Origin of the sequence: Paenarthrobacter sp. AR 02, from assembly GCF_021538675.1 — a bacterium.
Taxonomy (GTDB): Bacteria; Actinomycetota; Actinomycetes; order Actinomycetales; family Micrococcaceae; genus Arthrobacter.
This window is the reverse complement of sequence record NZ_JAJUKH010000013.1, coordinates 42128-67066: the sequence shown is the minus strand read 5'-3', so window position 1 is coordinate 67066 and position 24939 is coordinate 42128. Positions and strand designations below refer to the sequence as shown.

General features: G+C 64.4%; 26 protein-coding genes. 4 read left to right on the top strand and 22 right to left on the bottom strand.

What is annotated here, in order from left to right:
* Positions 1 to 80: 80 nt before the first annotated feature.
* The 6 genes from LRQ04_RS18815 to dapA form a co-directional block, all read right to left on the bottom strand.
* On the bottom strand, positions 81 to 515 hold the full coding sequence (locus LRQ04_RS18815) for a helix-turn-helix domain-containing protein (RefSeq protein WP_211711854.1): 435 nt from the start codon (positions 513 to 515) through the stop codon (positions 81 to 83).
* A gap of 137 nt (positions 516 to 652) precedes the next feature.
* Entirely contained in the window at positions 653 to 1165 is a 513-nt protein-coding gene (locus tag LRQ04_RS18810; RefSeq protein WP_235521829.1) for a CinA family protein, read from the bottom strand.
* On the bottom strand, positions 1162 to 1764 hold the full coding sequence (pgsA, locus tag LRQ04_RS18805) for a CDP-diacylglycerol--glycerol-3-phosphate 3-phosphatidyltransferase (RefSeq protein WP_235521828.1): 603 nt from the start codon (positions 1762 to 1764) through the stop codon (positions 1162 to 1164). Before pgsA ends, LRQ04_RS18810 begins: the two co-directional genes overlap by 4 nt.
* A 39-nt stretch (positions 1765 to 1803) precedes the next feature.
* On the bottom strand, positions 1804 to 4668 hold the full coding sequence (locus LRQ04_RS18800) for a DNA translocase FtsK (RefSeq protein ID WP_235521827.1): 2865 nt from the start codon (positions 4666 to 4668) through the stop codon (positions 1804 to 1806).
* 81 nt (positions 4669 to 4749) lie between these two features.
* Positions 4750 to 6441 (bottom strand): ribonuclease J, encoded by a 1692-nt coding sequence (locus LRQ04_RS18795; protein ID WP_235521826.1) that lies wholly within the window; start codon positions 6439 to 6441, stop codon positions 4750 to 4752.
* 6 nt (positions 6442 to 6447) lie between these two features.
* The gene (gene dapA / locus LRQ04_RS18790; RefSeq protein ID WP_235521825.1) at positions 6448 to 7380 is read right to left on the bottom strand and encodes a 4-hydroxy-tetrahydrodipicolinate synthase; all 933 of its coding nucleotides are present in this window, start codon (positions 7378 to 7380) and stop codon (positions 6448 to 6450) included.
* A 201-nt stretch (positions 7381 to 7581) separates the two neighbouring features.
* On the opposite strand from dapA, the gene LRQ04_RS18785 reads away from it, so the two are divergent.
* Complete coding sequence (locus LRQ04_RS18785) at positions 7582 to 7746, top strand: hypothetical protein (protein WP_235521824.1); 165 nt, start codon at positions 7582 to 7584, stop codon at positions 7744 to 7746.
* A 3-nt stretch (positions 7747 to 7749) separates the two neighbouring features.
* On the opposite strand, the gene LRQ04_RS18780 is transcribed toward LRQ04_RS18785, so the two are convergent.
* Together LRQ04_RS18780 and LRQ04_RS18775 are read right to left on the bottom strand one after the other, a co-directional pair.
* Positions 7750 to 8145 (bottom strand): nitrilase-related carbon-nitrogen hydrolase, encoded by a 396-nt coding sequence (locus LRQ04_RS18780; protein WP_235521823.1) that lies wholly within the window; start codon positions 8143 to 8145, stop codon positions 7750 to 7752.
* A gap of 56 nt (positions 8146 to 8201) precedes the next feature.
* On the bottom strand, positions 8202 to 8537 hold the full coding sequence (locus tag LRQ04_RS18775; RefSeq protein ID WP_235521822.1) for a hypothetical protein: 336 nt from the start codon (positions 8535 to 8537) through the stop codon (positions 8202 to 8204).
* 100 nt (positions 8538 to 8637) lie between these two features.
* On the opposite strand from LRQ04_RS18775, the gene LRQ04_RS18770 reads away from it, so the two are divergent.
* Positions 8638 to 9873, top strand: coding sequence for a heparan-alpha-glucosaminide N-acetyltransferase domain-containing protein (locus tag LRQ04_RS18770; protein WP_235521821.1), 1236 nt, complete (start codon positions 8638 to 8640; stop codon positions 9871 to 9873).
* Here the strand turns inward: LRQ04_RS18770 and LRQ04_RS18765 are convergent.
* Genes LRQ04_RS18765 through LRQ04_RS18725 form a run of 9 tightly spaced genes read right to left on the bottom strand, consistent with a single transcriptional unit; the run spans position 9849 to position 17478 of the window.
* Positions 9849 to 10337, bottom strand: coding sequence for a hypothetical protein (locus tag LRQ04_RS18765; RefSeq protein WP_235521820.1), 489 nt, complete (start codon positions 10335 to 10337; stop codon positions 9849 to 9851). The two genes, LRQ04_RS18770 and LRQ04_RS18765, sit on opposite strands and share 25 nt — an antisense overlap.
* A 3-nt stretch (positions 10338 to 10340) precedes the next feature.
* Positions 10341 to 11099 (bottom strand): 4-hydroxy-tetrahydrodipicolinate reductase, encoded by a 759-nt coding sequence (gene dapB, locus LRQ04_RS18760; RefSeq protein ID WP_235521819.1) that lies wholly within the window; start codon positions 11097 to 11099, stop codon positions 10341 to 10343.
* A 52-nt stretch (positions 11100 to 11151) separates the two neighbouring features.
* Positions 11152 to 11607, bottom strand: a complete 456-nt coding sequence (locus tag LRQ04_RS18755; protein WP_235521818.1) for a molybdenum cofactor biosynthesis protein MoaE — start codon at positions 11605 to 11607, stop codon at positions 11152 to 11154.
* Positions 11597 to 12100, bottom strand: coding sequence for a MogA/MoaB family molybdenum cofactor biosynthesis protein (locus LRQ04_RS18750; protein ID WP_235521817.1), 504 nt, complete (start codon positions 12098 to 12100; stop codon positions 11597 to 11599). The genes LRQ04_RS18755 and LRQ04_RS18750 overlap by 11 nt, the downstream gene beginning before the upstream one ends.
* The gene (moaC, locus tag LRQ04_RS18745) at positions 12097 to 12636 is read right to left on the bottom strand and encodes a cyclic pyranopterin monophosphate synthase MoaC (protein ID WP_235521816.1); all 540 of its coding nucleotides are present in this window, start codon (positions 12634 to 12636) and stop codon (positions 12097 to 12099) included. Before moaC ends, LRQ04_RS18750 begins: the two co-directional genes overlap by 4 nt.
* On the bottom strand, positions 12624 to 13850 hold the full coding sequence (gene glp / locus LRQ04_RS18740) for a gephyrin-like molybdotransferase Glp (RefSeq protein ID WP_235521815.1): 1227 nt from the start codon (positions 13848 to 13850) through the stop codon (positions 12624 to 12626). Before glp ends, moaC begins: the two co-directional genes overlap by 13 nt.
* A gap of 58 nt (positions 13851 to 13908) precedes the next feature.
* The gene (locus tag LRQ04_RS18735; protein WP_235521814.1) at positions 13909 to 15537 is read right to left on the bottom strand and encodes a molybdopterin-dependent oxidoreductase; all 1629 of its coding nucleotides are present in this window, start codon (positions 15535 to 15537) and stop codon (positions 13909 to 13911) included.
* Positions 15534 to 16757, bottom strand: a complete 1224-nt coding sequence (locus tag LRQ04_RS18730) for a sensor histidine kinase KdpD (protein ID WP_235521813.1) — start codon at positions 16755 to 16757, stop codon at positions 15534 to 15536. Before LRQ04_RS18730 ends, LRQ04_RS18735 begins: the two co-directional genes overlap by 4 nt.
* Positions 16744 to 17478: a response regulator transcription factor gene (locus tag LRQ04_RS18725; protein ID WP_284987777.1), complete on the bottom strand. Its 735-nt coding sequence runs from the start codon at positions 17476 to 17478 to the stop codon at positions 16744 to 16746. Before LRQ04_RS18725 ends, LRQ04_RS18730 begins: the two co-directional genes overlap by 14 nt.
* Before the next feature lie 134 nt (positions 17479 to 17612).
* Between LRQ04_RS18725 and moaA the strand changes: the two genes are divergently transcribed.
* Together moaA and LRQ04_RS18715 are read left to right on the top strand one after the other, a co-directional pair.
* Positions 17613 to 18752 (top strand): GTP 3',8-cyclase MoaA, encoded by a 1140-nt coding sequence (gene moaA / locus LRQ04_RS18720; protein ID WP_235521812.1) that lies wholly within the window; start codon positions 17613 to 17615, stop codon positions 18750 to 18752.
* A 4-nt stretch (positions 18753 to 18756) separates the two neighbouring features.
* Positions 18757 to 19023, top strand: a complete 267-nt coding sequence (locus LRQ04_RS18715) for a MoaD/ThiS family protein (RefSeq protein WP_235521811.1) — start codon at positions 18757 to 18759, stop codon at positions 19021 to 19023.
* Here LRQ04_RS18715 and LRQ04_RS18710 read toward each other — a convergent pair.
* From LRQ04_RS18710 to LRQ04_RS18690, 5 genes are all read right to left on the bottom strand, one after another.
* Positions 19020 to 19496: a DUF1579 family protein gene (locus LRQ04_RS18710; RefSeq protein ID WP_235521810.1), complete on the bottom strand. Its 477-nt coding sequence runs from the start codon at positions 19494 to 19496 to the stop codon at positions 19020 to 19022. The two genes, LRQ04_RS18715 and LRQ04_RS18710, sit on opposite strands and share 4 nt — an antisense overlap.
* A 93-nt stretch (positions 19497 to 19589) precedes the next feature.
* Positions 19590 to 20933 carry a pitrilysin family protein gene (locus LRQ04_RS18705; RefSeq protein ID WP_235521809.1) on the bottom strand — a complete coding sequence of 448 codons (1344 nt, stop codon included), beginning with the start codon at positions 20931 to 20933 and terminating at the stop codon, positions 19590 to 19592.
* A gap of 82 nt (positions 20934 to 21015) precedes the next feature.
* On the bottom strand, positions 21016 to 23268 hold the full coding sequence (locus LRQ04_RS18700; protein ID WP_235521808.1) for a polyribonucleotide nucleotidyltransferase: 2253 nt from the start codon (positions 23266 to 23268) through the stop codon (positions 21016 to 21018).
* Between the two features lie 240 nt (positions 23269 to 23508).
* Positions 23509 to 23778: a 30S ribosomal protein S15 gene (rpsO, locus tag LRQ04_RS18695; RefSeq protein ID WP_144652206.1), complete on the bottom strand. Its 270-nt coding sequence runs from the start codon at positions 23776 to 23778 to the stop codon at positions 23509 to 23511.
* A 158-nt stretch (positions 23779 to 23936) separates the two neighbouring features.
* A complete protein-coding gene (locus tag LRQ04_RS18690; RefSeq protein ID WP_235521807.1) occupies positions 23937 to 24920 on the bottom strand; it encodes a bifunctional riboflavin kinase/FAD synthetase in 984 nt (327 codons plus the stop codon).
* Positions 24921 to 24939: the final 19 nt, after the last annotated feature.

Sequence of the window (24939 nt, the reverse complement as noted above, 5' to 3'; positions counted from 1 at the left end):
AAAGTGCCCACAATCACCGAATACAGCAAGGAAGGACCCCAGCCGACGGCTGGGGCCCTTCCTTCATTCCTGTGTAACGGTTACCGGGCTCCGGAGAGCATTCCCTGCGGGAAGTCGTCCGTGAGGTCCAGGTCGCGACCGTAACGCTGTGAAAATTCCTGCGGAACGGTGTCCGGCACGGACACGCCTTCAGCAACGGCTACGCGGTCGCTGACTTCGCGGAGCATGTGGGACAACGGAACATCCAGGGCTGTGCAGATTGAGGACAGGAGCTCGGAGGAAGCCTCCTTTTGGCCGCGTTCAACTTCACTCAAGTAACCGAGTGAGACACGGGCGCTGTGCGAAACCTCGCGGAGGGTACGGCCCTGACGCTGGCGGACATCGCGCAGTACATCACCGATCTCGTGGCGTAGTACAACCATTTTGCGCTCCTTCTGTTCGCTCTGTGTCTGATCAGCCAAGCCCACATCCTTCCAGCGGACAACGCCGTTCACGGATACGGGCTGCTTTACCATCTGTATCGCCTTGCTCCCTCGTTCATCCGGTTCGCTGGCTGGCGGACCGGGTTGGTTTCTACATCCTAGGCGCCCCGGCTCTTCCGAAGCGACACAATGACACAACTATTGGCAATCTGTTTTTGTTCCCGGCTACTTTACGAACGGTAACCAACGTCACTTAGCGCGGCAAGGAGACGCACCATTGCGGCCTCGCGGGCCTGCTCCCGGATGGCCTGCCGATCCCCCGAAAACCGGTACTCGAACGCGGAAACCGACGTTGGCGTTGCCACACCGATAAAGACTGTTCCCACTGCTTTGCCGTCATGGGGCTCCGGTCCGGCTACTCCGGTGGTGGAAATCCCGACGTCCGACCCGCAGGCGCGCCGCGCGCCGTCGGCCATTGCCTCGGCGACACCGCCGTCGACGGACCCAACGGCAGCAAGCAGGTCGGCCGGTACCCCCAGGACATCTGCTTTGACTGAATTCTGGTAGGCCACCACGCCGCCCTGGAGCATCCCGGATGCTCCGGGTGTGTTGGCGAGGGTGGCAGCTACCAAACCGGCCGTAAGCGACTCGGCCGTGGCCACCGTCAGGTGCCGTTCGATTGCCGCCGCAACTGCCGCCGTCGCGGTTTGGGCGCCGCCGGACCCTGAGGCGTGAGTACTCACGCGCGGCGTCCGGCTGCCCGAAGCCGCATGGCCTGGACAACGTATTCGACGCCGGTCCACAGCGTGATGGCCAGGGCCACCATCATGACCCAGAAAGCAACGTCTCCCAGCCACGGCGCGATCGCCTTCAGCGGCAGGACGTACAGGAAGATGGCCACCGTCTGGATGACCGTCTTGAGTTTGCCACCCCGGGAAGCCGGCATCACTCCGTAGCGGATCACAACGAATCGCAGGGCGGTGATGCCCCATTCCCTGACAAGGATCAGGATGGTGACCCACCAGGGCAGCTCCCCCAGTATGGACAGCAGCACCAGCGCGGAACCGATGAGGAGCTTGTCGGCTATGGGGTCGGCAATCTTGCCGAAGTTGGTAATGAGGCCCCGCGCCCTGGCGATGTCGCCGTCGAGCTTGTCCGTGTAGATGGCGACTGCGAAAGCAACCACCGCGGCCCAGCGCCAAATCCCGTTGTTGCCGTTGTCGGCCACAAGGAACCAGACGAAGAACGGCACCAGGACAATGCGGAGCATCGTGAGGATGTTGGGCAGGTTCCAGATGTCGGAGCTGCTGGACGTTGCATTATCACCCTCGGCTGTAGTCACCCCTCTAGGCTACCGTCTCAGGCACCGTCGTCCGGAGCGTTACCGTCCCGTGAGGGACCAGGCGTCTTCGCCGCCTTCTTCGTCATCGGGACCGTCAGCCCCGTCGTAGTACTCAATGGCCTGCGTCCGGTTGTCCAGGTCCGCCTGGACCAGGTCTTCCGCATAACCGCCGACGGCGATATTCGAGTTCGCGTTGTCGCTCAGGGCCGCAGTGTGGGCATCGGGCGCAGCCGGTGACTCCTGACCCTTCATCGCCGCGAGGACGGCGGCGAGGTCGTCGGGCTTGACCAGGACATCGCGGGCCTTCGAACCCTCGGAAGGGCCTACGACGCCACGGGACTCCAAAAGGTCCATCAGGCGACCGGCCTTGGCGAAGCCCACACGAAGCTTGCGCTGCAGCATGGAGGTTGAACCGAACTGCGTAGTGACCACGAGCTCTGTCGCCTGCAGCAGCACGTCGAGGTCGTCTCCGATGTCGTCGTCAATCTGCTTCTTCGGAGCCTCGGCGGCAACGTCGTCACGGTAGACGGCCTGCAACTGGCCCTTGACGTGCTCCACTACCTTGTGGATCTCGGATTCGGTCACCCAAGCACCCTGGACGCGCATCGCCTTGGAGGCACCCATCGGCAGGAACAGCGCATCACCTTGGCCAATGAGCTTCTCTGCACCCGGCTGGTCCAGGACCACGCGGGAGTCCGTCACGGAGGACGTTGCGAACGCCATTCGGGATGGGACGTTTGCCTTGATCAGGCCGGTGACGACGTCCACTGACGGGCGCTGGGTAGCCAGGACCAGGTGGATACCGGCGGCACGGGCCAGCTGGGTGATCCTGACGATCGAGTCTTCAACATCACGTGGGGCCACCATCATGAGGTCGGCAAGCTCATCGACGATCACCAACAGGTACGGGTACGGCTTGATGACCCGCTTGGAGTCGACCGGGGGCACTACTTTGCCGGCCCGCACAGCCTTGTTGAAATCGTCAATGTGCTTGTAGCCGTAGTTGGCGAGGTCGTCGTAGCGTGCGTCCATCTCCCGGACCACCCACTGCAACGCTTCCGCAGCCTTCTTGGGATTGGTGATGATGGGCGTGATCAGGTGCGGGACGCCCTCATAGGCCGTGAGTTCCACGCGCTTGGGGTCAACCATGACCATGCGCACTTCATCCGGTGTGGCCCGCATGAGGATGGAAGTGATCATCGAGTTCACGAAGCTGGACTTACCGGCACCGGTGGCACCGGCAACGAGCAAGTGCGGCATCTTTGCCAGGTTGGCCACCACGTAGCCGCCTTCGACGTCCTTGCCGACGCCCATGACCATGGGGTGGTCCGTGCGCCGCGCGTTCTGGCTCCGCAGCACATCACCCAGGGAGACGGTTTCGCGGTCCGTGTTGGGAATTTCGATGCCGATGGCCGACTTGCCGGGAATCGGGCTCAGGATCCGCACGTCGCTGGACGCCACGGCATAGGAAATGTTCTTCGACAGGGCGGTGACCCGCTCCACCTTGGTTCCCGGAGACAGCTCGATTTCATAGCGCGTCACGGTCGGACCGCGGCTGAAGCCTGTCACCGACGCATCGACGTTGAACTGAGTGAGGGTGTCAGTCAGGGCAGCGACGACGGCGTCGTTGGCTTCCGTGCGCTCCTTCGGGATGGAACCCGGCGTCAAGTAGTCCGAAGCCGGAAGCGTGTAGGTGACGTCACCAGCCAAGGACAACTGCTCCGTGCGCTGGGGAATGGGTGTTTGCGGAAGCGGCGCCCCTGCCGGTTTCGCAGGCACCTGGGCGATTGCAGGTGCAGGCGCCGTCATCTCCGGGGTCAGGACGGGAATGGCTTCGGTGGGGTTATCGATACCCGGCGTTGCGCCCGCGAGTCCCTGGGCGGCCTTGATTTTCCCGACAGCGATCTCGGCCTGGGTCGGACGCCGCACGCCCGGCGGTACGCGAGGTTCGGACGGACCCGGAGTTTCGTCGTCGTCCACTATGGCGTGCTCAAAGGCCTCGTCCCCGACGTAACCTTCCAGGCCGGCGTCGGTTTCCTCGTCCTTGCCGAAGAGACGCACCCGCTTCTTCTTCCGCGGCTTGGGTGCTTCATTCTCGTACAGATAGCTGCGGTCGTGGTCGTCCTTGCCGGAACCGTCCATCAGGTCGACGCCCATGAGGTGGTTGTAGGCCCCTCGGATCCGGGACGGGATGGCACCGAACGGCGTCGCCGTCACGATCAGCACCGAGACGAAAGCCAGCAGGCTGTAAAGGAGCACAGGGATAGCTGGATGGATGGCGGCGAAGGGAGCGGCGGCCAGGAAGCCGAGCATGCCGCCCGCCCTGCGCAGGCCGTCGAAGCCGTCCGCCACGGAGGGCAAGCCACCAATGACGTGGGCCAGCGCCGATCCGGCGACGGTCATGATCATGAAGCCGATACCTACACGGTTGTTGCCGCGGCCATCCTGCGGCTTCCGGAACAGCCGGAAGGCGCAGATGAACAGCATAAACGGCAGGACCAGGGACATCCAGCCGAACGTTCCGTTCACAACGCTGTAGACGATGTCAGGCAGCCAGCCTGTGAGGCCCCACCAGGCGAAGGTGGCAATCGCTACGCCCAACACCAGATTGAACAATGCGGCACCGTCGCGACGGTCCTCGGGATCGAGGTCGCTGACGTCGTGGCCGATACGCCGGACACCGGCACCCACCACGTGCCCAATGCCCTGCCACGCGCCTGCCAGCAGGCGCAGCGGGAGCGGAGCCTGGGGCTCGACGGCGGCAGCTTGCTTGGTGCGCGCAGTGCTGCCCCGGCCGCTTTTGGCCGCCGTTGCACCGCTTTTGGGGGCAGCCGCGCCTCGGCCTGTGCCGCCGGATTTACTGCTGGAGCTGCCTCGTGGCGTGGAGGTAGTACGGGTCGCCATAAGTGCCACGCTACCCCAAGGGGGCCTGAAATCCGCGGATTTCAGGCCCCCTTGGGCATGCATGTTGCTGGCTGTCGCAGCTTAGGCTTCCAGGACCACCGGGATGATCATGGGCCGGCGGCGAAGCTTGCGGTTGACCCAGGTCCCGATAATCCTCCGCACCACTTGCTGCAACTGGTGGTTGGTGTGATCGGCGTTATTCAGCACGGCGTCTTCCAGCGCGGCATTGATCTTGGGAATGATCTCGTCGAAGACGGAATCATCCTCTGCCACGCCGCGGGCATGGATCTCCGGACCCGAAACAATCTTGCCCGTGGTGCGGTTGATCACCGTGATGATGGAAATGAATCCCTCATCGCCCAGGATGCGTCGGTCCTTCAAATCGGCATCGGTAATTTCGCCGACGCTGGAGCCGTCAACGTAGACGAACCCGACCTCCACCTGGCCAACAACGTCCGCCTTGTGGTCCTTGAGGTCGATGACGGTGCCGTTATCGCTCAGGATGATGCCTTCTGAGGGCACCCCCGACTCCAGGGCAATGTTGCCGTTGGCGATCAAGTGGCGGGTCTCGCCGTGCACCGGCATGGCATTGAGCGGCTCGAGGATGTTGTAGCAGTACAGCAGTTCGCCGGCGGCGGCGTGCCCCGAGACATGGACCTTTGCCGTGCCCTTATGGATGACGTCGGCCCCGAGCTTGAGGAGACCGTTGATGATGCGGAAGACGGCATTCTCGTTGCCCGGGATGAGGCTGGACGCGAGAATGACAGTGTCACCCTTGCCGACGACCACCCGGTGGTCGCCGTTGGCCATGCGGGAAAGGGCTGCCATGGGCTCGCCCTGCGAACCTGTGGACATCAGGACCACGCGGTCATCGGGCATGTTATCGATGTTCTTGATGTCCACCAGGATGTCGTTCGGGACATCGAGGTACCCAAGCTTGGCGGCAATCGCCATGTTCCGGACCATGGACCGGCCCACGAAAGCCACCTTGCGGCCGTGTTTGGCCGCAGCGTCGAGAACCTGCTGGACGCGGTGGACATGCGAAGAGAAAGAAGCCACGATGATGCGCTTCTTGGCCTGACCGAACAGACGGTCAAGGGTGGGGCCGATTTCCTTCTCGGCCGTCGTGAACCCAGGAACGTCCGCGTTGGTGGAATCGGCCATGAACAGGTCCACGCCTTCTTCGCCCAGGCGCGCGAAGTGCCTGAGGTCCGTGATTCGGCCGTCCAGCGGCAACTGGTCCATCTTGAAGTCACCCGTGTGGAGGACGGTGCCGCCCTCGGTGCGGATGAAGACTGCAAGGGCATCCGGGATGGAGTGGTTGACGGCTACGAATTCACACTCGAAGGGACCGAACTGCTCCACCTGGCCCTCGGTGACGGTGAGGGTGTACGGCTTGATCCGGTGTTCCTGGAGCTTCGCTTCCACCAGGGCAAGCGTCAGCTGGGAACCGATCAGCGGGATGTCTGCTTTGAGGCGCAGCAGATAGGGAACGGCACCAATGTGGTCCTCGTGTCCGTGGGTCAGCACGACACCCACGACGTCCTGGAGCCGGTCCTCAATGTAGGAGAAATCGGGCAGGATCAAATCGACGCCGGGCTGGGTCTCCTCGGGGAAGAGCACGCCGCAGTCAACGACCAGCAGCTTGCCGTCGATTTCGAAGACGGCCATGTTGCGGCCGATCTCTCCCAGTCCACCGAGCGGAACAATCCGCAGCGTGCCCTTGGGCAATTTCGGCGGAGTAACCAGTCCGGGAAGGGCGGTTTGGGTCATATTTTGCTACTTTCCGGCGGAACCGTCCTGGACGTCGAAGTCCATTCCGGCTTCCGCCAAATCCCCGCGGATGATGTCGATCTCGGCCGCGTCCGGCTCCACGAGGGGCAAACGGACAACCGAGTTGGGCAGGACTCCCTGCCACTTGAGAATCTGCTTGGCGGCTACTGCGCCTTGGACCCGCGTCATGGTTCCACGAACCACGGGTTCCAGTTCAAAGTTGATGGCCCTTGCCGTGGCAAGGTCGTTGGCGTTGACGGCGTCAATCAATTCGCGGAAGCGGCGCGTGGCCACATGCGTGGTGACACCCACCAGCCCGACGGCGCCGAGCGCCATCCACTGAAGGGTCAGTCCGTCGTCGCCGGAGTAGAAGACGAGGTCGGTTTCAGCCATGACGCGTGTCGCGGCAGCAAAATCGGCCTTTGCGTCCTTCACGGCCACGATGTTCTGGTGCTTCGCCAGGCCGATCATGGTCTCCGGGGCGATCGCGATGGAGGAGCGGCCCGGGATGTCATAGAGCATGACGGGCAGGTCCGTGGAGGAGGCAATCGTCTCGAAGTGGGCGCGGACGCCAGCCTGGCTGGGCTTGTTGTAGTAGGGGGTGACGATCAGCAGGCCGTCAACGCCTACCTCTGCTGCACGCTGTGAAAGGTGCACGGAGTGGGCGGTGTCGTTGGTGCCGGTCCCGGCAATAATGGCTGCCTTGCCACCGACGGCTTCTTTGACGGCACGGAACATGCCAAGGTTTTCATCGTCGGTGAGGGTGGAGGTCTCGCCAGTGGTGCCGGTGACGACGAGGCCGTCGCAACCATCCTGGACAAGCTTCTCTGCCAATGCTGCGGCTTGGTCGTAGTCAACCTTGCCGTCCTCGGTGAACGGGGTGACCATGGCGGTCAGCAGGGTACCAAGGGCGGGATTGTGGGCGCGCAAGTCAGACATAAGAAAAACGTTACCCTGTCAGCGGCTTGTTACAAGAATGGGTTCCGCGTGATGGTCCTCATGCACCAGGGCCGGACCTGTAGCCATCCAAGCTGGAGCGGACCGGGAGCCCAGGTGCAGTCCCAGGCGCAATTCCTCGCCGGATACGTACAGGGCTGACACTGCGTAGACGTCGGCCCCTGACTCTGCGGCAACCGCGGCGTGGGACGGTTGGGCGGCGTCGGCGCATACGGCAAGAGCCACCCGCCACCCGTCTACTTCCAGGATTTCGGGGCCGTTCCCGGCGACGAACAGCTCATGCTCCGCGCCATGCAGATGGGTCTTGAAGGCCGGTCGCAGGGAGTCATCCGGCCCGATGATGAGTGATGCCTACCGTGGAGTGCCGTCAGCTTCCCGCCAGCCTGCACCGATCACTGCCGTGGTCCCGGTATCGGCACAGGCGTCCCGAAGCGGCTGGAGCCTTGTATCGCCGTCAGTCAGCCAGGCCGAAGGCTCACCCGCATGCTCCGGGGCATCGAATGAGTCCAACTCATAGCCCGTCAAGGAGAGCTCTGGAAACAGCACCAGCCGTGCGCCGTCAGCATGGGCCTTTTCGATAAGCTCCACGTGGGCGGCGACTTTCCGGGCGACAGCCGCTCCCCCACTGCCCGTTCCCAGCGCTTCGTACTGAACGACGGCGGCCAGCAGCGTTGCTGACGCTGGCGCAGGCCCGGCGGGTCGCGGCATGGTCGATGGGGACGGTGATTGGGGGTGCGCTTGGGTCACCGGGCCATCCTATTCCGGCGAACAGCCGCACCGGCAGCCTAGGCGGACCGGCAACGTCAGGCGGATCCGGGCGTCCGGGCCGGCTGCTCCGAACAATACTGCGCCACAGCCCGCTCCTTGAGTTGCTCCGCCCAGGCCACCAGCCTCTGGGAGGCCCGCACGTACTCGAAGAGTTCAATGGGCGTGAGCGAATCAAGATCCGTATCCGCCAGCCGGCGGGCGAGCTCAGCTCCCGGCATCTGCTCGGCCAGGACCGTCCCTTCGCTCCGCCACTGGGTGTCCTCCGGTGGTTCGCCGGTGACAAGCTGCCTGAACAGGAAGTCGACCACACCGGGGCTCATTGCCTTCATGGGTCCACACAGGCGGTCCTGCGGCTTTGGAACATCGTTCATGCCGTAATGCTATTCGAACATATATTCGAAGACAAGGGCCGCTCTTCGCCAGCTGCTCCGTGCCGGGTTGCCGCCCAGCAGCCTATGAGACGATCGCTGCATGACTTCGCACGGGACGGCGCCACGACAGGAGGCCCACGGGGCCAGCCCGGCGTCCGCCCGGCTCCAGGGGATCGATGCCGCCCGGTGTACGGCATTGCTGGGGATGATGTCCACCCATCTGATCCCGACGTACGGTCCTTCTCCCCAGTGGGACCCGACTTTCGTGGGATTGGTCTTTTCAGGTCGGTCCTCGGCCCTTTTCGCTGTGCTGGCCGGCGTCGGATTGGCCCTCAGCACGGGCAAGCAGCAGCCGCCCAGCGGCGCTGGGCTGTGGTCGGCGAGAGGCGGAGTGGCCATGCGCGCCTTGGTGATTGCCGTCGTCGGATTCGTCCTGGGTGGGCTTGATGTCAACATCGCGGTGATCCTGGTCCACTACGCTGTCTTGTTCCTCTGCGTCCTGCCGTTCCTGGGCCTGCGCCTGAAAGCCCTCTGCTTCCTGGCGTTGGGCTGGATCCTGGCCTCGCCGGTCCTGGCGTACCTGGTCCGCCCCCTGCTGCTGGACACGACCCCTCCCCTCCAGTTGGGCCACAACCCAAAGGTTGAGGACCTGGAGACACCGGGACGGCTTCTGGCCGATCTCTTCTTTACCGGCTACTACCCCGTTTTCCAGTGGATGTCGTACCTGCTGCTGGGGCTTGCCATAGGCCGCATGGCGCTCACGACGGCGAAGGTACAGGTCCTGCTGTTGGCCGGCGGAAGCGCTGTAGCCGTCCTTGCGAAAGCGGTGGGCTTCCTGGCCATGGAATCGTGGGGTGGAAGGTCCGCCTTGGAGGCGCTCCCCGGTACCCGCGGGTACCCCTTGGAGAGCATGCTGCAGGTCAACCTGACAGGCCTTCAGCAAGTGGATTCGTGGTGGTGGCTGGCCACCGCCTCCCCGCACGCGGGCACAACCTTGGACCTGCTGCACACCGGGGGCACGGCTGCCGCCGTCGCGGGCTTGTTCCTGCTGCTGGGCACAGTGGCTGAGCGGGCAAAGGTCAACGTCCTGGTCCTGCTCAGCGGTCCGGGAGCCATGACGTTGAGCCTCTACTCAGCGCATGTTTGGGTGGTCTCCGGATTCACCGACAGGCCACTGCCGGCCGGCTGGACCCCTGAAGGGATGTACTGGACCCAGGCGATCACCGCGATCATCATCGGCAGCTGCTTCGCCCTGCTCCGACGGCGGGGGCCACTTGAGTGGGTGGCCCACCAAGCGTCCAGGCTGGGCAGCTACCGTCCGGCGGCAGTCGGCTGAGAACGGAAGAGCTTCACCGCGTCCCGCATGGACGCGCGGGCCCGCTTGCGGTCACCGGAGGCGTCGTAGGCGCAGCTCAACCGGAACCAGGAGCGCCAATCTTCCGGGGCGGCCTCGGCTTCCGCCCGGTACTTTTCGAACTCTGCGTCCGCTGCCGACCGGACAATCCTGCCGCCGGGCGTTCGGGGAAGCGTGTCCTCCGGCAACCCGCCTTCGGCTTCCAGGACCTTGGCCATCTGCTCAGTGCGGGCACCAAAAAGCAGTTCCCGGATGAGCGCCCACGCACCCACCACGGGCAGGACCAGATAGGCGGCTCCTATGCCCTTGGCCACCAGGTTGGGATCGCCAAGCAGGAGGAAGGAGCGTTGGACGGACACCACCAGGTACAGCACCAGCAACAAGGTGATGGCACCTACCCAGATCTTGGTGCGGTTCTTCTTCAGTGCTGTCCAGAAATTTCCCATGTCCTAGAGCCCCAGATCCAGGTAGCCGTCCAAGCCGACCGTGAGGCCGGGGTTGGCTGCCACCTTCCGCAGTCCAAGAAGGACGCCGGGCATGAAAGAGGCCCGGTCGAAGGAATCGTGGCGCAACGTTAGCTGTTCGCCGGGACCGCCAAAGAGGACCTCCTGGTGGGCAACAAGGCCGCGAAGGCGGACACTGTGCACCCGTACCCCGTCCACGTCGCAGCCACGCGCACCGTCCAATGCCGTCTCGGTGGCGTCCGGGCTGGCCGGCACGTCTGCTTCCTGGCGGGCTTCGGCGATCAGCTGGGCCGTGCGCACAGCCGTGCCGGAAGGAGCATCCACCTTGTTGGGGTGGTGCAGCTCAATGATTTCAACAGACTCGAAGTACTGCGAGGCCTTGGCAGCAAAGGCGGATGCCAGCACCGAGCCCAAGGCAAAATTCGGGGCAATCAGCACGCCTGTTTCCGGTTTGGACTCCAGCAGTCCGCGGAGGGATTCCAGCCTGTCGGCGTTCCAGCCTGTGGTGCCCACAACGGCGTGGATGCCGTGCTCGACGGCGAACCGGACGTTGGTCTCAGTGATGTCCGGGACGGTGAGATCAACAACATACTGCGCACCGGCGTCGAGCAGCTTGTCCAGGGAATCGCCGCGGCCCAAAGCGGCCACCAGCTTCATGTCTTCGGCTGCTTCAACAGCCTTAACGGCTTCAATTCCCATACGCCCGTTGGCGCCCAGCACTGCAACAGCAAGTTGTTCGGTCATGCGTTTAACCCTACCGCCGGGCCGGGCACGGGCGGGAACCGTTACCTTGCGCCTACTCCCCTGCGCCGACCCATTCCACAGTGCCGTCACTGAAGAACTGCTCTTTCCAAATGGGAACCTGCTCCTTGACCCGGTCCACCAGTTCCGAGCAGACGGCGAACGCCTGGCCCCGGTGGGCAGCCGCAACTGCACACACCAACGCGGGATCACCGATCTCCAGCATGCCGATCCGGTGCGCGGCCCAGATGCGCACGGGTTGATTGGCTTCGCCGGAGTGCTCCGCGACCAACTGAGCCACCACGTCCGACATCACCTGGTGGGCCGTGGGGTGCGCGCTGTAGCTCAACCGATCAACAGCTTTGCCGCCGTCGTGGTTACGCACGACGCCGCTGAAACTGACCACCGCACCCGCAGTGTCCGATTCCACTGCCCTGATGGCTTGGTCCACGGAAATCGGCTCGGCGCTGAGGACAGCGCTGACAACCTCGAAGTCTGTTTCAGTGCCCATGGTTTCCTTCCAACTGCTCACAGAGATGCCCGATCACGGGGTCCAGGACCGCCAGCCCATCCATGACCCCTTTGGGGGAACCGGGAAGATTGATGACGAACGATTTTCCCGCCGCTCCTGCATGGCCGCGGCTCAGCATGGCCATGGGCGTCTTCGCAGCACCTGCGCGCCGGATGCCTTCCATGATGCCCGGTATTTCGCGGTCAAGGAGTGGCAGCGTCATCTCCGGCGTGCGGTCGTCCGGGCTGAGGCCCGTGCCGCCGCTGGTGATGACAACTGCGGGTTCCTGCGTCAGGAGGGCACGCAGGGCAGCACCTACAGGTTCACCGTCCGGCACCACCATGGTGGGAAAAGTGTCGAATCCGTGCTCGTTCAGCCAGTCCAGGATGATCGGCCCGGTCTCGTCCGTGTAGATTCCTGCGGCGGCACGGGTGGACGCGATCACGACGCCGGCCTTCCGCGGTCCGTGCGCGTTGGGCTCGCAGGCACTCATGCTCCGGCCTCCCCGTGCCGTGGTTCGGAGGAAACGTCCCAGTCGCCGCTTTTTCCGCCGCTCTTGGCGAGGACCCGGATATCGTCCAGGACGGCATGCTTGTCGACGGCCTTGATCATGTCGTAGACGCTGAGCGCCGCAACCGACGCGGCGGTCAGGGCTTCCATTTCGACCCCGGTGACGCCCCTTGTCTTGACCGTTGCCAGGACTTCCACCGATTCCGCGCCCAGCTCAAAGTCCACGGTGACCTTGGAGATCGGCAAGGGATGGCACAGCGGAATCAGTTCGGGGGTCTTCTTTGCCGCCATGATGCCCGCTACCCTCGCCACGGCGAGCGCGTCGCCCTTGGGAAGTTCGCCGGCGCCCAACAAGGCGAGGACTTCGGCGGTGCTGCGGACAGTGGCCGTGGCGGTGGCCTCACGCGTGGTGACGGCTTTCCCGGAGACGTCCACCATCTGCGCGGTGCCGTCCTGCCTGAGATGCGTCAGGCCCGCGGGGCCGTCTGGGTTATCGGGAGTGTGGTTCACAGCATCCATACTTCCACTTCGTCACCCTTGGCGAGTTCCGTGACGTGGGCGGGGATCTGGACCAGGGCATTGGCACGGGCCAGTGCGTGGACAAGGTGGGAGCCTGCCCCGCCTTCCATGCGCACTGTGCCATCGGGGTCCACGCTTCCGCGCCGGACCTGGTGTTTGCCGTCGGGCGAGGTCAGTGGTTCGGCGAGGCGGGCCGTCTGCACGGGCCGGGGCGCAGGTGTTCCCTGGACCTGGGAAAGTGCGGGCCTGAGGAACATCTCGAAGGACACGAGGCAGCTGACGGGGTTTCCGGGGAAGCCCAGGAAGGGTGTCCCCTCGAAGGTTCCCAGGCCTTGTGGACCGCCCGGCTGCATGGCGACCGGCAGGAAATCCACTGGCTGGCCGGACATCGCTTGGCGGACTACCTCGTAGGCGCCTTTGCTCACGCCACCGGTGGTGACGATGATGTCCACCGGGTTCCGGGGATCCTGGGTGTAGCGGTGGAGGACTGACAGGAGGGTTTCGGGGTTGTCGTCGGAGATGCCCGTCCGCGTCACGTCCATGCCGGCTTGGCGCATGGAGGCTTCAAGCAGCGTGCCGTTGGAATCGTAGATCTTGCCGGGCGCCAGTTCCTGCCCGGGCTCCACCACTTCGTCGCCAGTGGTGACCAGCAGCGCGCGGAATGGTTCACGGACCTCCACGGTGTCCAGGCCCAGGGCGGCAAGCAAGCCAAGTTGGGCGGGGCCCAGGAGCGTCCCGGCGGCCAGTGCCAAGTCGCCTGCGTCGATGTCGCTGCCACTGTTACGCACATAGGTTCCGGGTGCCACCGATGGGAGCCGCACGGTAGCGTCTTCGGTGGCAGGCTCGGGAAAGACGTTCGGCGTTGCCTTTTCAATGGGCACGACGGCGTCGGCCCCCTCCGGGATCATGGCGCCGGTCATGATGGGGGCGGCGAAGCCGGCCTTCAGTGGCGCTGGCGCGGCACCTGCCGGGACGGGCGCCGCGACCCTGAGCTCCGCACCGCCGTCGGGAATCCCTGCGGAATGAACGGCGAATCCGTCCATTTGGGAGTTGGGGAACGGCGGCAGTGAGAGGGGTGCGTAGACGTCACCGGCGAGCGCTTGTCCCAGTGCTTCGAGCAAGGGCAGGCGGAGGTTGCCCTTGGCAGCCCTCGCAGTGGTCAGCAGTTCCACCACGGCCTGCCGATGGGAAGCAACAGATCGGGGCACGGACATCCTCCTGTGTGGATACTTTGGCGTGCGGGAATTACCCGGACGTACCCAGACTAGGTCCTCAGGCCACCTTGACGCTGATTGTGTGGTAGCCGGTGGCACCATCCGGAGCTACGGGAGCCTTGTCTTCTGTCTGGGGTTCACCGGTGGAATCCGTGGCCCGCACCTGGACTTCGTAGTCGCCGGCTGTGAGGTCGATGCCGAGCTGCCACTGGTACCAGGTGTCGGTGGAGATACCGTTTCCCAGGGTGGCTTGTTGCCACGGACCCCGGTTAACGCGCAGCTCCACCCGTTTGATGCCGCGGTGCTGGGCCCAGGCCACGCCGCCGAACTGCACCTTGCCTGCCTTAACTGTCCGGCCGTTGCGGGGTACGTCGATTCGCGATTGGGTTTTGATGGGTCCGTGGTCGCTCCAGCCGCGGGGGGTCCAATACCCGATGTCGTCGGCGAACCGGGTGACTTTCAGTTCGGTCAGCCATTTGGTGGCGGACACATATCCGTAGAGTCCGGGCACGATCATGCGTACGGGGAAGCCGTGCTCCAGCGGCAACGGTTCACCGTTCATGCCAATGGCCAGCAGTGCATCCCTGCCGTCCGTGAGTGCCTCCAGGGGCGTACCGGCAGTCCAGCCGTCGTTGCTGGTGGACAGCACCATGTCCGCGCCGGCTTTGGGACCCGCCATGGCGAGGAGTTCGCGGACCGGCCAGCCCAGCCAGAGTGCGTTGCCGATGAGGTCTCCGCCGACGTTGTTGGACACGCAGGCGATGGTGATGTGCCGCTCCGTCATGGGCTTGGTGAGGAGGGCCGCGAAATCCAGTTCGATTTCCCGGTCCACCATTCCAGTGACCTTCAACTTCCACGAGGGTGGGTCGATGGCAGGAACCGTCAGGGCGGTGTCAATCCTGTAGAAGTCGGCATTGGGCGTCACCAGGGGGCTGATCCCGTCCACGGCCAGTGCCGCGCCGTTGGGGATGGCTTGGCGGGGTGTCGTGGGCTGTGGGAGCTTCAAAGTACTGCGGAAACCAGATGCGGCCGCTGTGGCACGCGTCAGGACAGCGGTCACCGTTCCGGCCACGACGGCGGCGATGGACGTCCCGGCGAGCGCGTTGAGGAAGCTGCGCCGGGCCAGGGGCGCGGGATCCGCCTCGTCCTGCCCGGGTGTCCCCCGGGAGGGGGCCCAGGTGGTCAATCTACGGATCAGGGTGCGCAACAGCAGCATGGTGACCACGGCCGCAACGATGGGCGCGAGGGCAGCCTGCGGTCCTGCTTGCGCGCGGGTAACGACGGCGGTCAGCCCCGCCGCACCTGCCAGCCCTGCCAGTGCCAGGCCCCATCCGGTCCTGCGGTGCTCCAGGACTCCGGCCAGAGCGGCAAGGATCCCGGCGACCAGTCCGATGGAAGCGATGAGCACGATCTTGTCGGCCGTTCCGAACCATTCGACGGCCAGGTCTTTGACGCCGGGCGGCACAGCATCGATGACAGCGCCACCCAGGGCGGTCACTGGAGAGACCAGGGGGCTTGCCAGGCCCGCGGTGAGTTCCCCCGCTGCTATCCCGGCTGCCCCTGCGGCCACACCGGCCGCCGCAGCCCACAGGCGGGGGTGCACACGGCCTCGTCGCGGCAGGGACGTTACGGGATCCGGTGGGTCCACGTGCGGGCTGGGTTTGTTCATGCTGCCGGGCATGCTCATGATGCGCCTCCTGGGCGATATTCAGCTGAAGTCCGGGTGGTGGCCGACGGGCTACCATCGCGGGTGGATCCGGCGGGGAGTGACAGCGCAAAGCGGCAACCGCCGTCGAGGTTGGTGACGCCCACCGTTCCTCCGTGGGCCTTGACGATTCCGGCCACCATGCTCAGGCCAATGCCGGCACCGCTGTAGCTACCCTGCAACTCCGCGGTGGTTCCGCGCGCCGGGTTCTTCTGCCAGCCGGTTTCAAACAGGTGGGGAAGGTCGGCATCGGGGATACCGCCGCACTGGTCCTGTACTGCGACCACGGCATTCCCGTTGTCCCGCCCGACGCTCACATGCACGTCGCTGTCCGGACGGCTGTAGATGATGGCGTTCAACAGGATGTTCCGTATGGCCCGCGCCAGGCTTGGCCCGTCGGCGACGGCCATGCACTCACGGTCCCCACCGCCGTCGAGCTTTATGCCCCGCTTCGCCGCCAACGGGGCCAGGTCCGAGAGGGCGTCGCTGACGAGGTCGTAGAGGTCCAGTGGTTCGGCGCGAAGCTGCAGGCTGCCCGCCTGGATCTTGGACAATTCCAGGAGGTCATTGACCATGGCCGTCATTTGTTCGGTTTGCCCGATGATCTTCCGGTAGTAGCCGGGGACATCGGCCGCCATGCTGTCCTCCAAGGCTTCGGTCATTGCGCGCATGCTGGCCAGCGGTGTGCGGAGGTCGTGCGAAATCCAGGACACGAGTTCGCGCCTGGCCGTTTCGATGGCGGTCTCGCGTTCCCTGGACTCGGCAAGGCTACGGCTGCTTGCTTCCAGTTCCTGGGCAAGTTCGGCGAGCTCGGAGCTCACGGCGGGAGCCCTCCCCCGGCGGGCGTCCATGGTGTTGTCCAGGGTTTCGCCCCGCCCCAGCCTGCGGGCCGCATCCACCAACCGTGCCGCGTTGCGGGACACCCCCGCGCCGAGCATCAGGGAGAGTGCAACGGCAACAGCCGAGGCGGTGGCGAGGATGTACCACATCACCTCAAGGTCCCTGGCGGAAATGAACATGGCGTTGAAGGCGCTGACCATCCCGGCCACCAGGACAGCTACGGTTGCCACCACCACCAGGCAGATCTGAGTGAGCACCGAGGCGCGGCGGAGCAAGCGGAGGAGCACCAATGTGGTGGCACCGATGAGGACGGCCCACAACAGGACCCAGGCGAGGATGGTCCACAGTTCACTGCCTCCCATGCCCACCTCCTGTGTCATCGAAACGGTAGCCAACGCCCCAGACCGTCTTGATCAGTTCGGGCGTGGTGGGATTGGCTTCGATCTTCTCCCGCAAGCGCCGGACATGCACGGTGACGGTGGAGAGGTCTCCGAAGTCCCAACCCCAGACGGCTTTGATCAGTTCCTCGCGGCTGAACACCTGGTTTGGCCTGCGCATCAGGAACGCCAGGAGGTCGAATTCCCGGACCGTCAGCGCCAACGGGTTGCCGTTGTGGGTGACCGTCCTGGACGCCGGATCGAGTTCGAGTCCCGCGGCCTCCACCGATGGTTCCGGGGCAAACTCCTTGACGCTGCGGCGGAGGACCGACTTGACCCGAAGAACCAGTTCCCTGGGCGAAAAGGGCTTGGTGACGTAGTCGTCCGCGCCCATCTCCAGGCCGAGGATCCGGTCATCTTCGGTTCCCAGGGCCGTGACCATGATGACAGGCACACTCATGGTTTGGCGCAGCCTCCGGCAGACCTCAACACCGTCCAGTCCGGGCAGCATGCGGTCCAGGATCACCAGGTCCGGCTGCCGGGACGCTGCAACCTTGAGCGCGGTGAAGCCATCCGCAGCCATGTCCACCTGGAAGCCTGCCTTCAGCAGGTAGTCGCGGACGACATCGGCGATGGTCTGTTCGTCCTCTACCAGGAGCACCCGGCGGTTTCCCGGGTCCATTGCTGATGCCGTATTTGTGGTCACGCTTTCAGCATAGGTTTGCCGGCGGCACCCGGCACCCGATCGTGGCGTCGGCGGGGGAAGCGTATTGAATCCGTAAGAACTCTGTGACTGTAACTGGTGTCACTGATCCGGCCGGGGTGGCGTAGCCTGAATTTATGACTGTTCAGTTGGGCATGCCGGTGCCCCCGTCGGGTGCCGCCATAGGCAGCACGGAAAGTGGCGTGGGGGTTCCGCCGCCACGTCCCGCAGGCACGCCCGCAGGGTTGTGGGACCGTTACGGGCGGCGCGCCACGGACATGCGCCTGTCACTGACGGACAAGTGCAACCTGCGCTGCACCTACTGCATGCCCGCCGAGGGCCTGGAGTGGTTGTCCAAGCAGGCCGTAATGACCAAGGATGAAATCATCCGCATTGTGCGCGTCGGGGTCACGGCCCTGGGCGTGCGGGAACTCCGCCTTACCGGCGGTGAGCCCTTGGTGCGCGCCGACCTGGTGGACATTATCTCCGGCATTCGAAGCAATCATCCCGACCTCCCCATCTCCATGACCACCAACGGCGTCGGGCTGGACAAGAAAGCCGCAGCGTTGAAGGCCGCAGGGCTCACCCGGATCAACGTCTCGCTGGATTCCCTTCACGAAGAAACGTTCACCAAGCTCACCCGCCGTCCATTCCTGGATCGCGTCCTGGCCGGCGTCGATGCTGCCTGGGCGGCCGGCCTGGGCCCAGTGAAACTGAACGCCGTGCTGATGCGCGGCATCAACGACGCCGAATCGCCGGACCTCCTGGCCTGGGCGTTGGGTCGCGGTTACGAACTTCGCTTCATCGAGCAGATGCCCTTGGATGCCGATCACGGCTGGACCCGGCGGAACATGATCACGGCCGCGGAGATCCGGACGCTGTTGTCTCGCGATTACGTCCTGGACCACGACCCCCGCGAACGGGACGGCGCCCCCGCGGAACGCTTTGAAGTACGACGCCGGGATACGGCTTCCGGTCTTGCCACCGGTCCGGTCCTCGGTACCGTAGGCATCATCGCCTCGGTCACGGAGCCGTTCTGCTCCGACTGCCGGCGGACGCGCATCACCGCCGAAGGCAAGATCATGAGCTGTCTCTTCTCCCGCGAGGAGTTCGACCTCCTGGGCCTCCTTCGTGGAGGAGCCACCGACGAGGAACTTGCGCAGCGATGGCAGGACGCCATGTGGGTCAAGCCCAAGGCCCACGGAATGGACCACACCGGTCTCGGCGCAGCGGACTTCGTCCAGCCGGACCGCAGCATGAGTGCAATCGGAGGCTGAAACCTTGCTTGTCCGCTACTTCGCTGCCGCACGCTCGGCCGCAGGAGTCGAAGAAGAAGTCCACCACCTGCCGGAAGGCACCAGCCTGGAGGCGCTGCTGGAAGCCGCCCTCGCCGTCGAACGTCCCGTGCCCCCGGACGGCACACCGCCCCTCGCACGCATCGTTGCACGCAGCAGCTTCCTCCGCAACGAAGTGGCTGTGCGCGACCGTTCGGCCCCGCTGAGCCCGCACGACGTCATCGACGTCCTGCCACCTTTCGCCGGGGGCTAGGCGTCAGGCGTTGATTCCCTCCGGAAGACGCTTTTCAGCAAGGGACTGAAGCTCGAGGTACCTTCGAGCCGCAGATCGGCTGTGTGCACCAGTACCCCGTCCTCGACGCGGAACGTGTGCCTGGCCACGCCGTCGGCAGTGCGCCGGTCCAGCGTCAGAGTCCCCGCGTTCCACGAACCCCTGACGGGACTGGCCGGCGGCCGGCCCATGCTGTCCACGTAGTACCAAAGCGTTTCACCGTGTTCGCGGTCCACAGTGAACATGCCATGCCCTTCGAAGTGTGTCCCATCCGCTTCACGGTGCCGGTAACTCTGCACGACGGCGTAGCCGCTGGCAGCCCTGCTGAACACCACCTCGGCCTCGGCAGTCCGCGCACTCCCCCACGGTGATGGGGCGATCTCCGTGACTCCACGCCAATGGCCAAGGAAATCCTGCAGCATCTCCGCGGCGTGGCCGCGTGGGGGCAGTTCCATCACATCTCCAACGTCAACAGGGCAGCATCATCACTGTGTGATCATGCTGCCCTGCCGGGAGTGTGCGAGTCCAGAGTCGGAATCTGTCTTGAGTCAGAGGCCGAACGTCTCGGTTTCCTCAAAGGGGCCTACCACCGTGATGGTGCGCGGAGCGGCCGCGAGTTCGCGGGCGAGCTCCTGGACGTCGCCCACAGTGACGGCCTGGATCCGGGCCAAGGTCTCATCTATGTCCTGGAACTCTCCGGACACCAGTTCCGCCCGGCCCAACCTGGACATCCGTGAGCCCGTGTCCTCAAGGGCCAACACGATGCCACCGCTGAGCTGGCCCACGGCCTTCCTGAGCTCTTCTTCGGTAATGCCGTCCTTGGCGAGCTTATCCAGCTCCACGCCCAGCAGTTCCAGCACCTGGCGGACCTTGGACGGGGTACAGCCGGCGTACATGCCGAAGTACCCGGCGTCGGCGTAAGCGGCGGTGAAGGAGTACGTGGAGTAGACCAGGCCCCGCTTCTCGCGGATCTCCTGGAAGAGCCTGGAGGACATGCCACCGCCCAGGACTGCGTTGAGCACGCTCATGACGAAGCGGCGGTCATCCGTGGCGACGATCGTCGGGCAACCCATGATGATGTTTGCCTGCTCCACAGGACGCTTCACGACGTGGAGGCCGGCGGTGCCAGTGATGACGGCACGCTCCGTCCCACGGCGTTCCACGGGCGCTGCACCGGAATCCAGCTGCCAACCGGCCGCTTTCAAGGCATCAAGGACAAGTTCACAGACGACGTCGTGGTCCAGGCCGCCCGCTGCGGTGATGACCAGTTCCTCGGGGCGGTAGTAGCGCTGGTAGTGCTCCCACACCGAGTCCCTTGCCACAGCCTTGATCGCATCCGGTGTTCCGCCGATCGGCCGGGCCAGCGGGTGGTTGCCGAGCACTGCTGCCACGAATTTCTCGTGCGCCACATCGGTGGGGTCGTCGCTGTCCATGGCGATTTCCTCGAGGATGACGTCGCGTTCCTGCTCCAGTTCGGCAGGGTCAAGGACAGCGCCGGTGATCATATCGGCAATGACATCAATGGCCATGGGAAGATCCGTATCGAGGACCCGTGCGAAGTAGCAGGTGCTTTCCTTGGCGGTGGCTGCGTTGGATTCGCCGCCTACCTCGTCGAACGCAGACGCTATCTCCAGCGCTGTGCGCCTCTTGGTGCCCTTGAACAGCAGGTGTTCAAGGAAGTGTGTGGAACCATGCTGGCCGTCCGCTTCGTCGCGCGAACCCACTGCCACCCAGAAACCTATGGTGGCCGAACGCTGCCCGGGCATCGCCTCGGTCAGGACGCGCACGCCGCCGGGAAGCACGGAGCGCCGCACGACGGAACCGCCCTCGGCACCATGGATCAGTTCGCCGCCGGGAAGGGTTTGCTCCAGCGGCAAGGGTACGACAGTCATTAAGGCCTTTCAGGGTTAAGGCCGGAAGGGCCGGTGGAGCTTTTTCAAGCCCACCGGCCCCGCCGGGTGTACTGCTTACAGACTACTCTGCAGACTCTTCAACGACCTCGGCCGGAGCGTCCTCGGAAGCTGCGCCTTCTTCGTCGGCAACAACCGGCGAGAGGGAGAGCTTTCCACGGTCGTCGATCTTGGTGATCTCGACCTGGACCTTCTGGCCCACGGAGACGACGTCATCAACGTTGTCCACGCGCTTGCCATTGGCCAGCTTGCGGAGCTCGGAGATGTGCAGCAGGCCGTCCTTGCCCGGCGTCAGGGAAACGAAGGCGCCAAAGGTGGTGGTCTTGACGACCGTACCCAGGTAGCGCTCACCGATTTCCGGAACCTGCGGGTTGGCGATGGCGTTGATGGCGGAACGTGCTGCGTCGGCAGACGGGCCGTTGGTGGCGCCAATGTAGACCGTGCCGTCATCTTCGATCGAGATGTCCGCGCCCGTGTCTTCCTGGATCTGGTTGATCATCTTGCCCTTGGGGCCGATGACCTCGCCGATCTTGTCCACGGGGATCTTGACGGCGATGACGCGCGGAGCGAACTCGGACAGCTCATCCGGGGTGTCGATCGCTGCGTTGATGACCTCGAGGATGTGGAGGCGGGCTTCGCGGGCCTGCTTCAGGGCTGCTGCCAGCACTGAGGCGGGGATACCGTCGAGCTTGGTGTCCAGCTGGATGGCCGTGACGAACTCGGACGTACCGGCAACCTTGAAGTCCATGTCGCCGAAAGCGTCTTCGGCGCCGAGGATGTCAGTCAATGCTGCGTAACGGGTCTGGCCGTCAACCTGGTCGGAAACCAGGCCCATGGCGATACCGGCAACAGCTGCCTTCAGCGGCACACCGGCGTTGAGCAAGGAGAGCGTCGAGGCACACACCGAACCCATGGACGTCGAACCGTTGGAACCGAGGGCCTCGGATACCTGGCGGATGGCGTACGGGAACTCTTCACGGGTCGGCAGAACCGGAACCAGGGCGCGCTCTGCGAGGGCACCGTGGCCGATTTCGCGGCGCTTCGGGGAACCGACGCGGCCGGTCTCACCGGTGGAGTACGGCGGGAAGTTGTAGTTGTGCATGTAGCGCTTGCGCGTTACCGGCGACAACGAGTCGATCTGCTGCTCCATCTTGAGCATGTTCAGCGTGGTGACACCCATGATCTGGGTCTCGCCGCGCTCGAAGATGGCCGAACCGTGAACACGGGGCAGAACCTCTACCTCTGCGGTCAGCTGGCGGATGTCCGTCAGGCCACGGCCGTCGATGCGGACCTGGTCCTTGAGGATGCGCTGGCGCACGACGTGCTTGGTGACCGAGCGGAACGCTGCTGAGAGTTCCTTCTCGCGGCCCTCGAACTCGCCCGCAAGTGAGCCCAGGACTTCGTCCTTGAGTTCGTCGGAAGCGGCGTCGCGCTCCTGCTTGTCAGCGATCTGGAAGACCTTGGCCAGCTTGTCGGCGGCAGCAGCCTCGACGGCGGCGTAAACGTCGTCCTGGTAGTCCAGGAAGACAGGGAATTCAACGGTCGGCTTCGCAGCGCGGGCCGCGAGGTCTGCCTGTGCGTCGCAGAGAGCCTTGATGAACGGCTTTGCCGCTTCGAGGCCCTCGGAAACTACCTCTTCGGTGGGAGCGGTTGCGCCCTGTTCCTTGATGAGGTTCCAGGAGTTGTCGGTCGCTTCGGCTTCAACCATCATGATGGCGACGTCGTCACCGGCGACACGGCCGGCAACAACCATGTTGAACACGGCGTTCTCCAGCTGCGAGTGCTTGGGGAATGCAACCCACTGGGAACCCTGCTCATCGGCGATCAGTGCAACGCGAACGCCACCGATCGGACCCGAGAACGGCAGACCCGAAAGCTGCGTGGACATCGAGGACGCGTTGATGGCGACGACGTCGTAGAGCTCGTCCGGGTTGATCGCCAGGACAGTGACGACGATCTGGACTTCGTTGCGCAGGCCCTTGACGAACGCGGGGCGCAGCGGACGGTCCATGAGGCGGCAGGCCAGGATGGCTTCCGTGGACGGGCGGCCTTCGCGGCGGAAGAACGAGCCCGGGATACGGCCGGCGGCGTACATGCGCTCTTCGACGTCCACCGTCAGCGGGAAGAAGTCGAAACCTTCGCGCGGCTGCTTGCCGGCGGTGGTTGCGGAGAGCAGTGCGGTGTCGTCGTCGATGTAGACCATCGAGGCGCCGGCGGCCTGCTTGGCAAGGCGGCCGGTTTCGAAGCGAATGACGCGCTTGCCAAAACGGCCGTTGTCGATGATGGCTTCGGAGAACTGGATTTCGGGACCCTCCATAGAGAGTCACCTCCGTTTCTGTTAGCGGAAATCCGCCGCATCAACCCAGGCCTCTTCTTTATTTCTGGCCTGTACTACACCCGGTCATCGATCGAGATCCACGGGCGTCATCACCACTGGTGAACTTCCCGGGAATCACTACCGAGGACCGCGAATGCGCGATGCGGTTGATTCCTGTTTTTAGTTGTTGGTAAAGAAGGCGGCCCGTTCCGAAAGGAGCGGGCCGCCCCTAAAGACAGACTAGCGGCGCAGGCCGAGGCGCTCGATGAGCGAACGGTAGCGGGCGATGTCGGTGTTCTTCAGGTAGGAAAGCATGCGCTTGCGACGACCAACCATGGCCAGCAGACCGCGCTGGGTGTGGAAGTCGTGCTTGTGCTCCTTCATGTGCTCAGTCAGATCCTTGATCCGCTGGGTCAGGACAGCAACCTGAACCTCCGGCGAACCGGTGTCGCCTTCAGAGGTTGCGTATTCCTTGATGATGGACTGCTTTACAGCGGCGTCAAGTGCCACGTGAACTCCTAGAGTTGTGCCGTGCGTCCCGGTGCAGCGCTGCGCTGACGGGTTGCCCTTGGTGCGTTGCCGCACACAAAAACAGGTCCAGCTGCCACGGACTGCGGCCGGATCCTTCATCAGTTTACCGGCAGGTCAGCGGTGTTGTCGAAATCCGCCTAGCGCCGGGTCAGCAGTTCGTGCGCCTGGGCTACGTCCAGGCACATTTGCTCCACCAGGGCCTCAGGTCCACGGTAGGCAACCATGCCGCGCAAGCGCTGCGTGAATTCGACAGCAACGGTCTGCCCGTAGAGGTCGAAGTCCTCCACTTTTTCCTCGGGACGATCGATCACGTGGGCCTCCACCTGGCGGCTCACGCCGTCGAAGGTGGGGTTGGAACCAACGGAAATAGCGGCGGGCCACCGTGTGCCGGACTGGTCGATCAACCACCCTGCATAAATGCCGTCCGCGGGAACGTACCCCGTGGAGTCGTGGGCGAGGTTCGCTGTGGGAAAACCGAGATCGCGTCCGCGGGCTGCGCCGTGCACCACTTCGCCACGCATGCGGTGCGGGCGGCCAAGCACCGCGGCAGCCGTCACGACGTCGCCCTCGGACAGGGCTTCCCGCACCCAGGTGGAAGAGCAGCGGCGGTCGGCATCGCCGTCGTCGTGTACCGGAGAGCCTCCGGCGCCGTACTCGTTGACCACCTGCACGCCGAACCCAAGCTCCTCGCCCAGTTGCTGCATGGTGACCACGTCCCCCACGTTCCCGGCACCAAAGCGGAGGTCGTGGCCTACGACGACGTGCGCGGCGTGAAGTCCGTCAAGGATGACATCGCGGACGAACTCGACCGGAGTCATCGCCGCCAGGTCCAAGGTGTACTTCATGACCAGCACGGCATCGACGCCGGTGTCCCCGAGGGCATCGAGCTTGTCCTGGAGGCCCATGATCAGCTCGGGAGCGGAATCGGGCCTGTGGACCTGGGCAGGATGGGGATCAAAAGTCACTGCAACCGAGGGAATGTTGTGCCGCTTGGCGGTGCCCGTCAGCTGCGACAGGACATGCTGGTGCCCGCGATGGACGCCGTCAAAGTTCCCAATGGTAACGACAGTAGGTCCGAAGTCCTTGGGGACTTCAGTGGGATCGTTCCAGATGTGGACCATCAACCTCGCCTTTTACTGC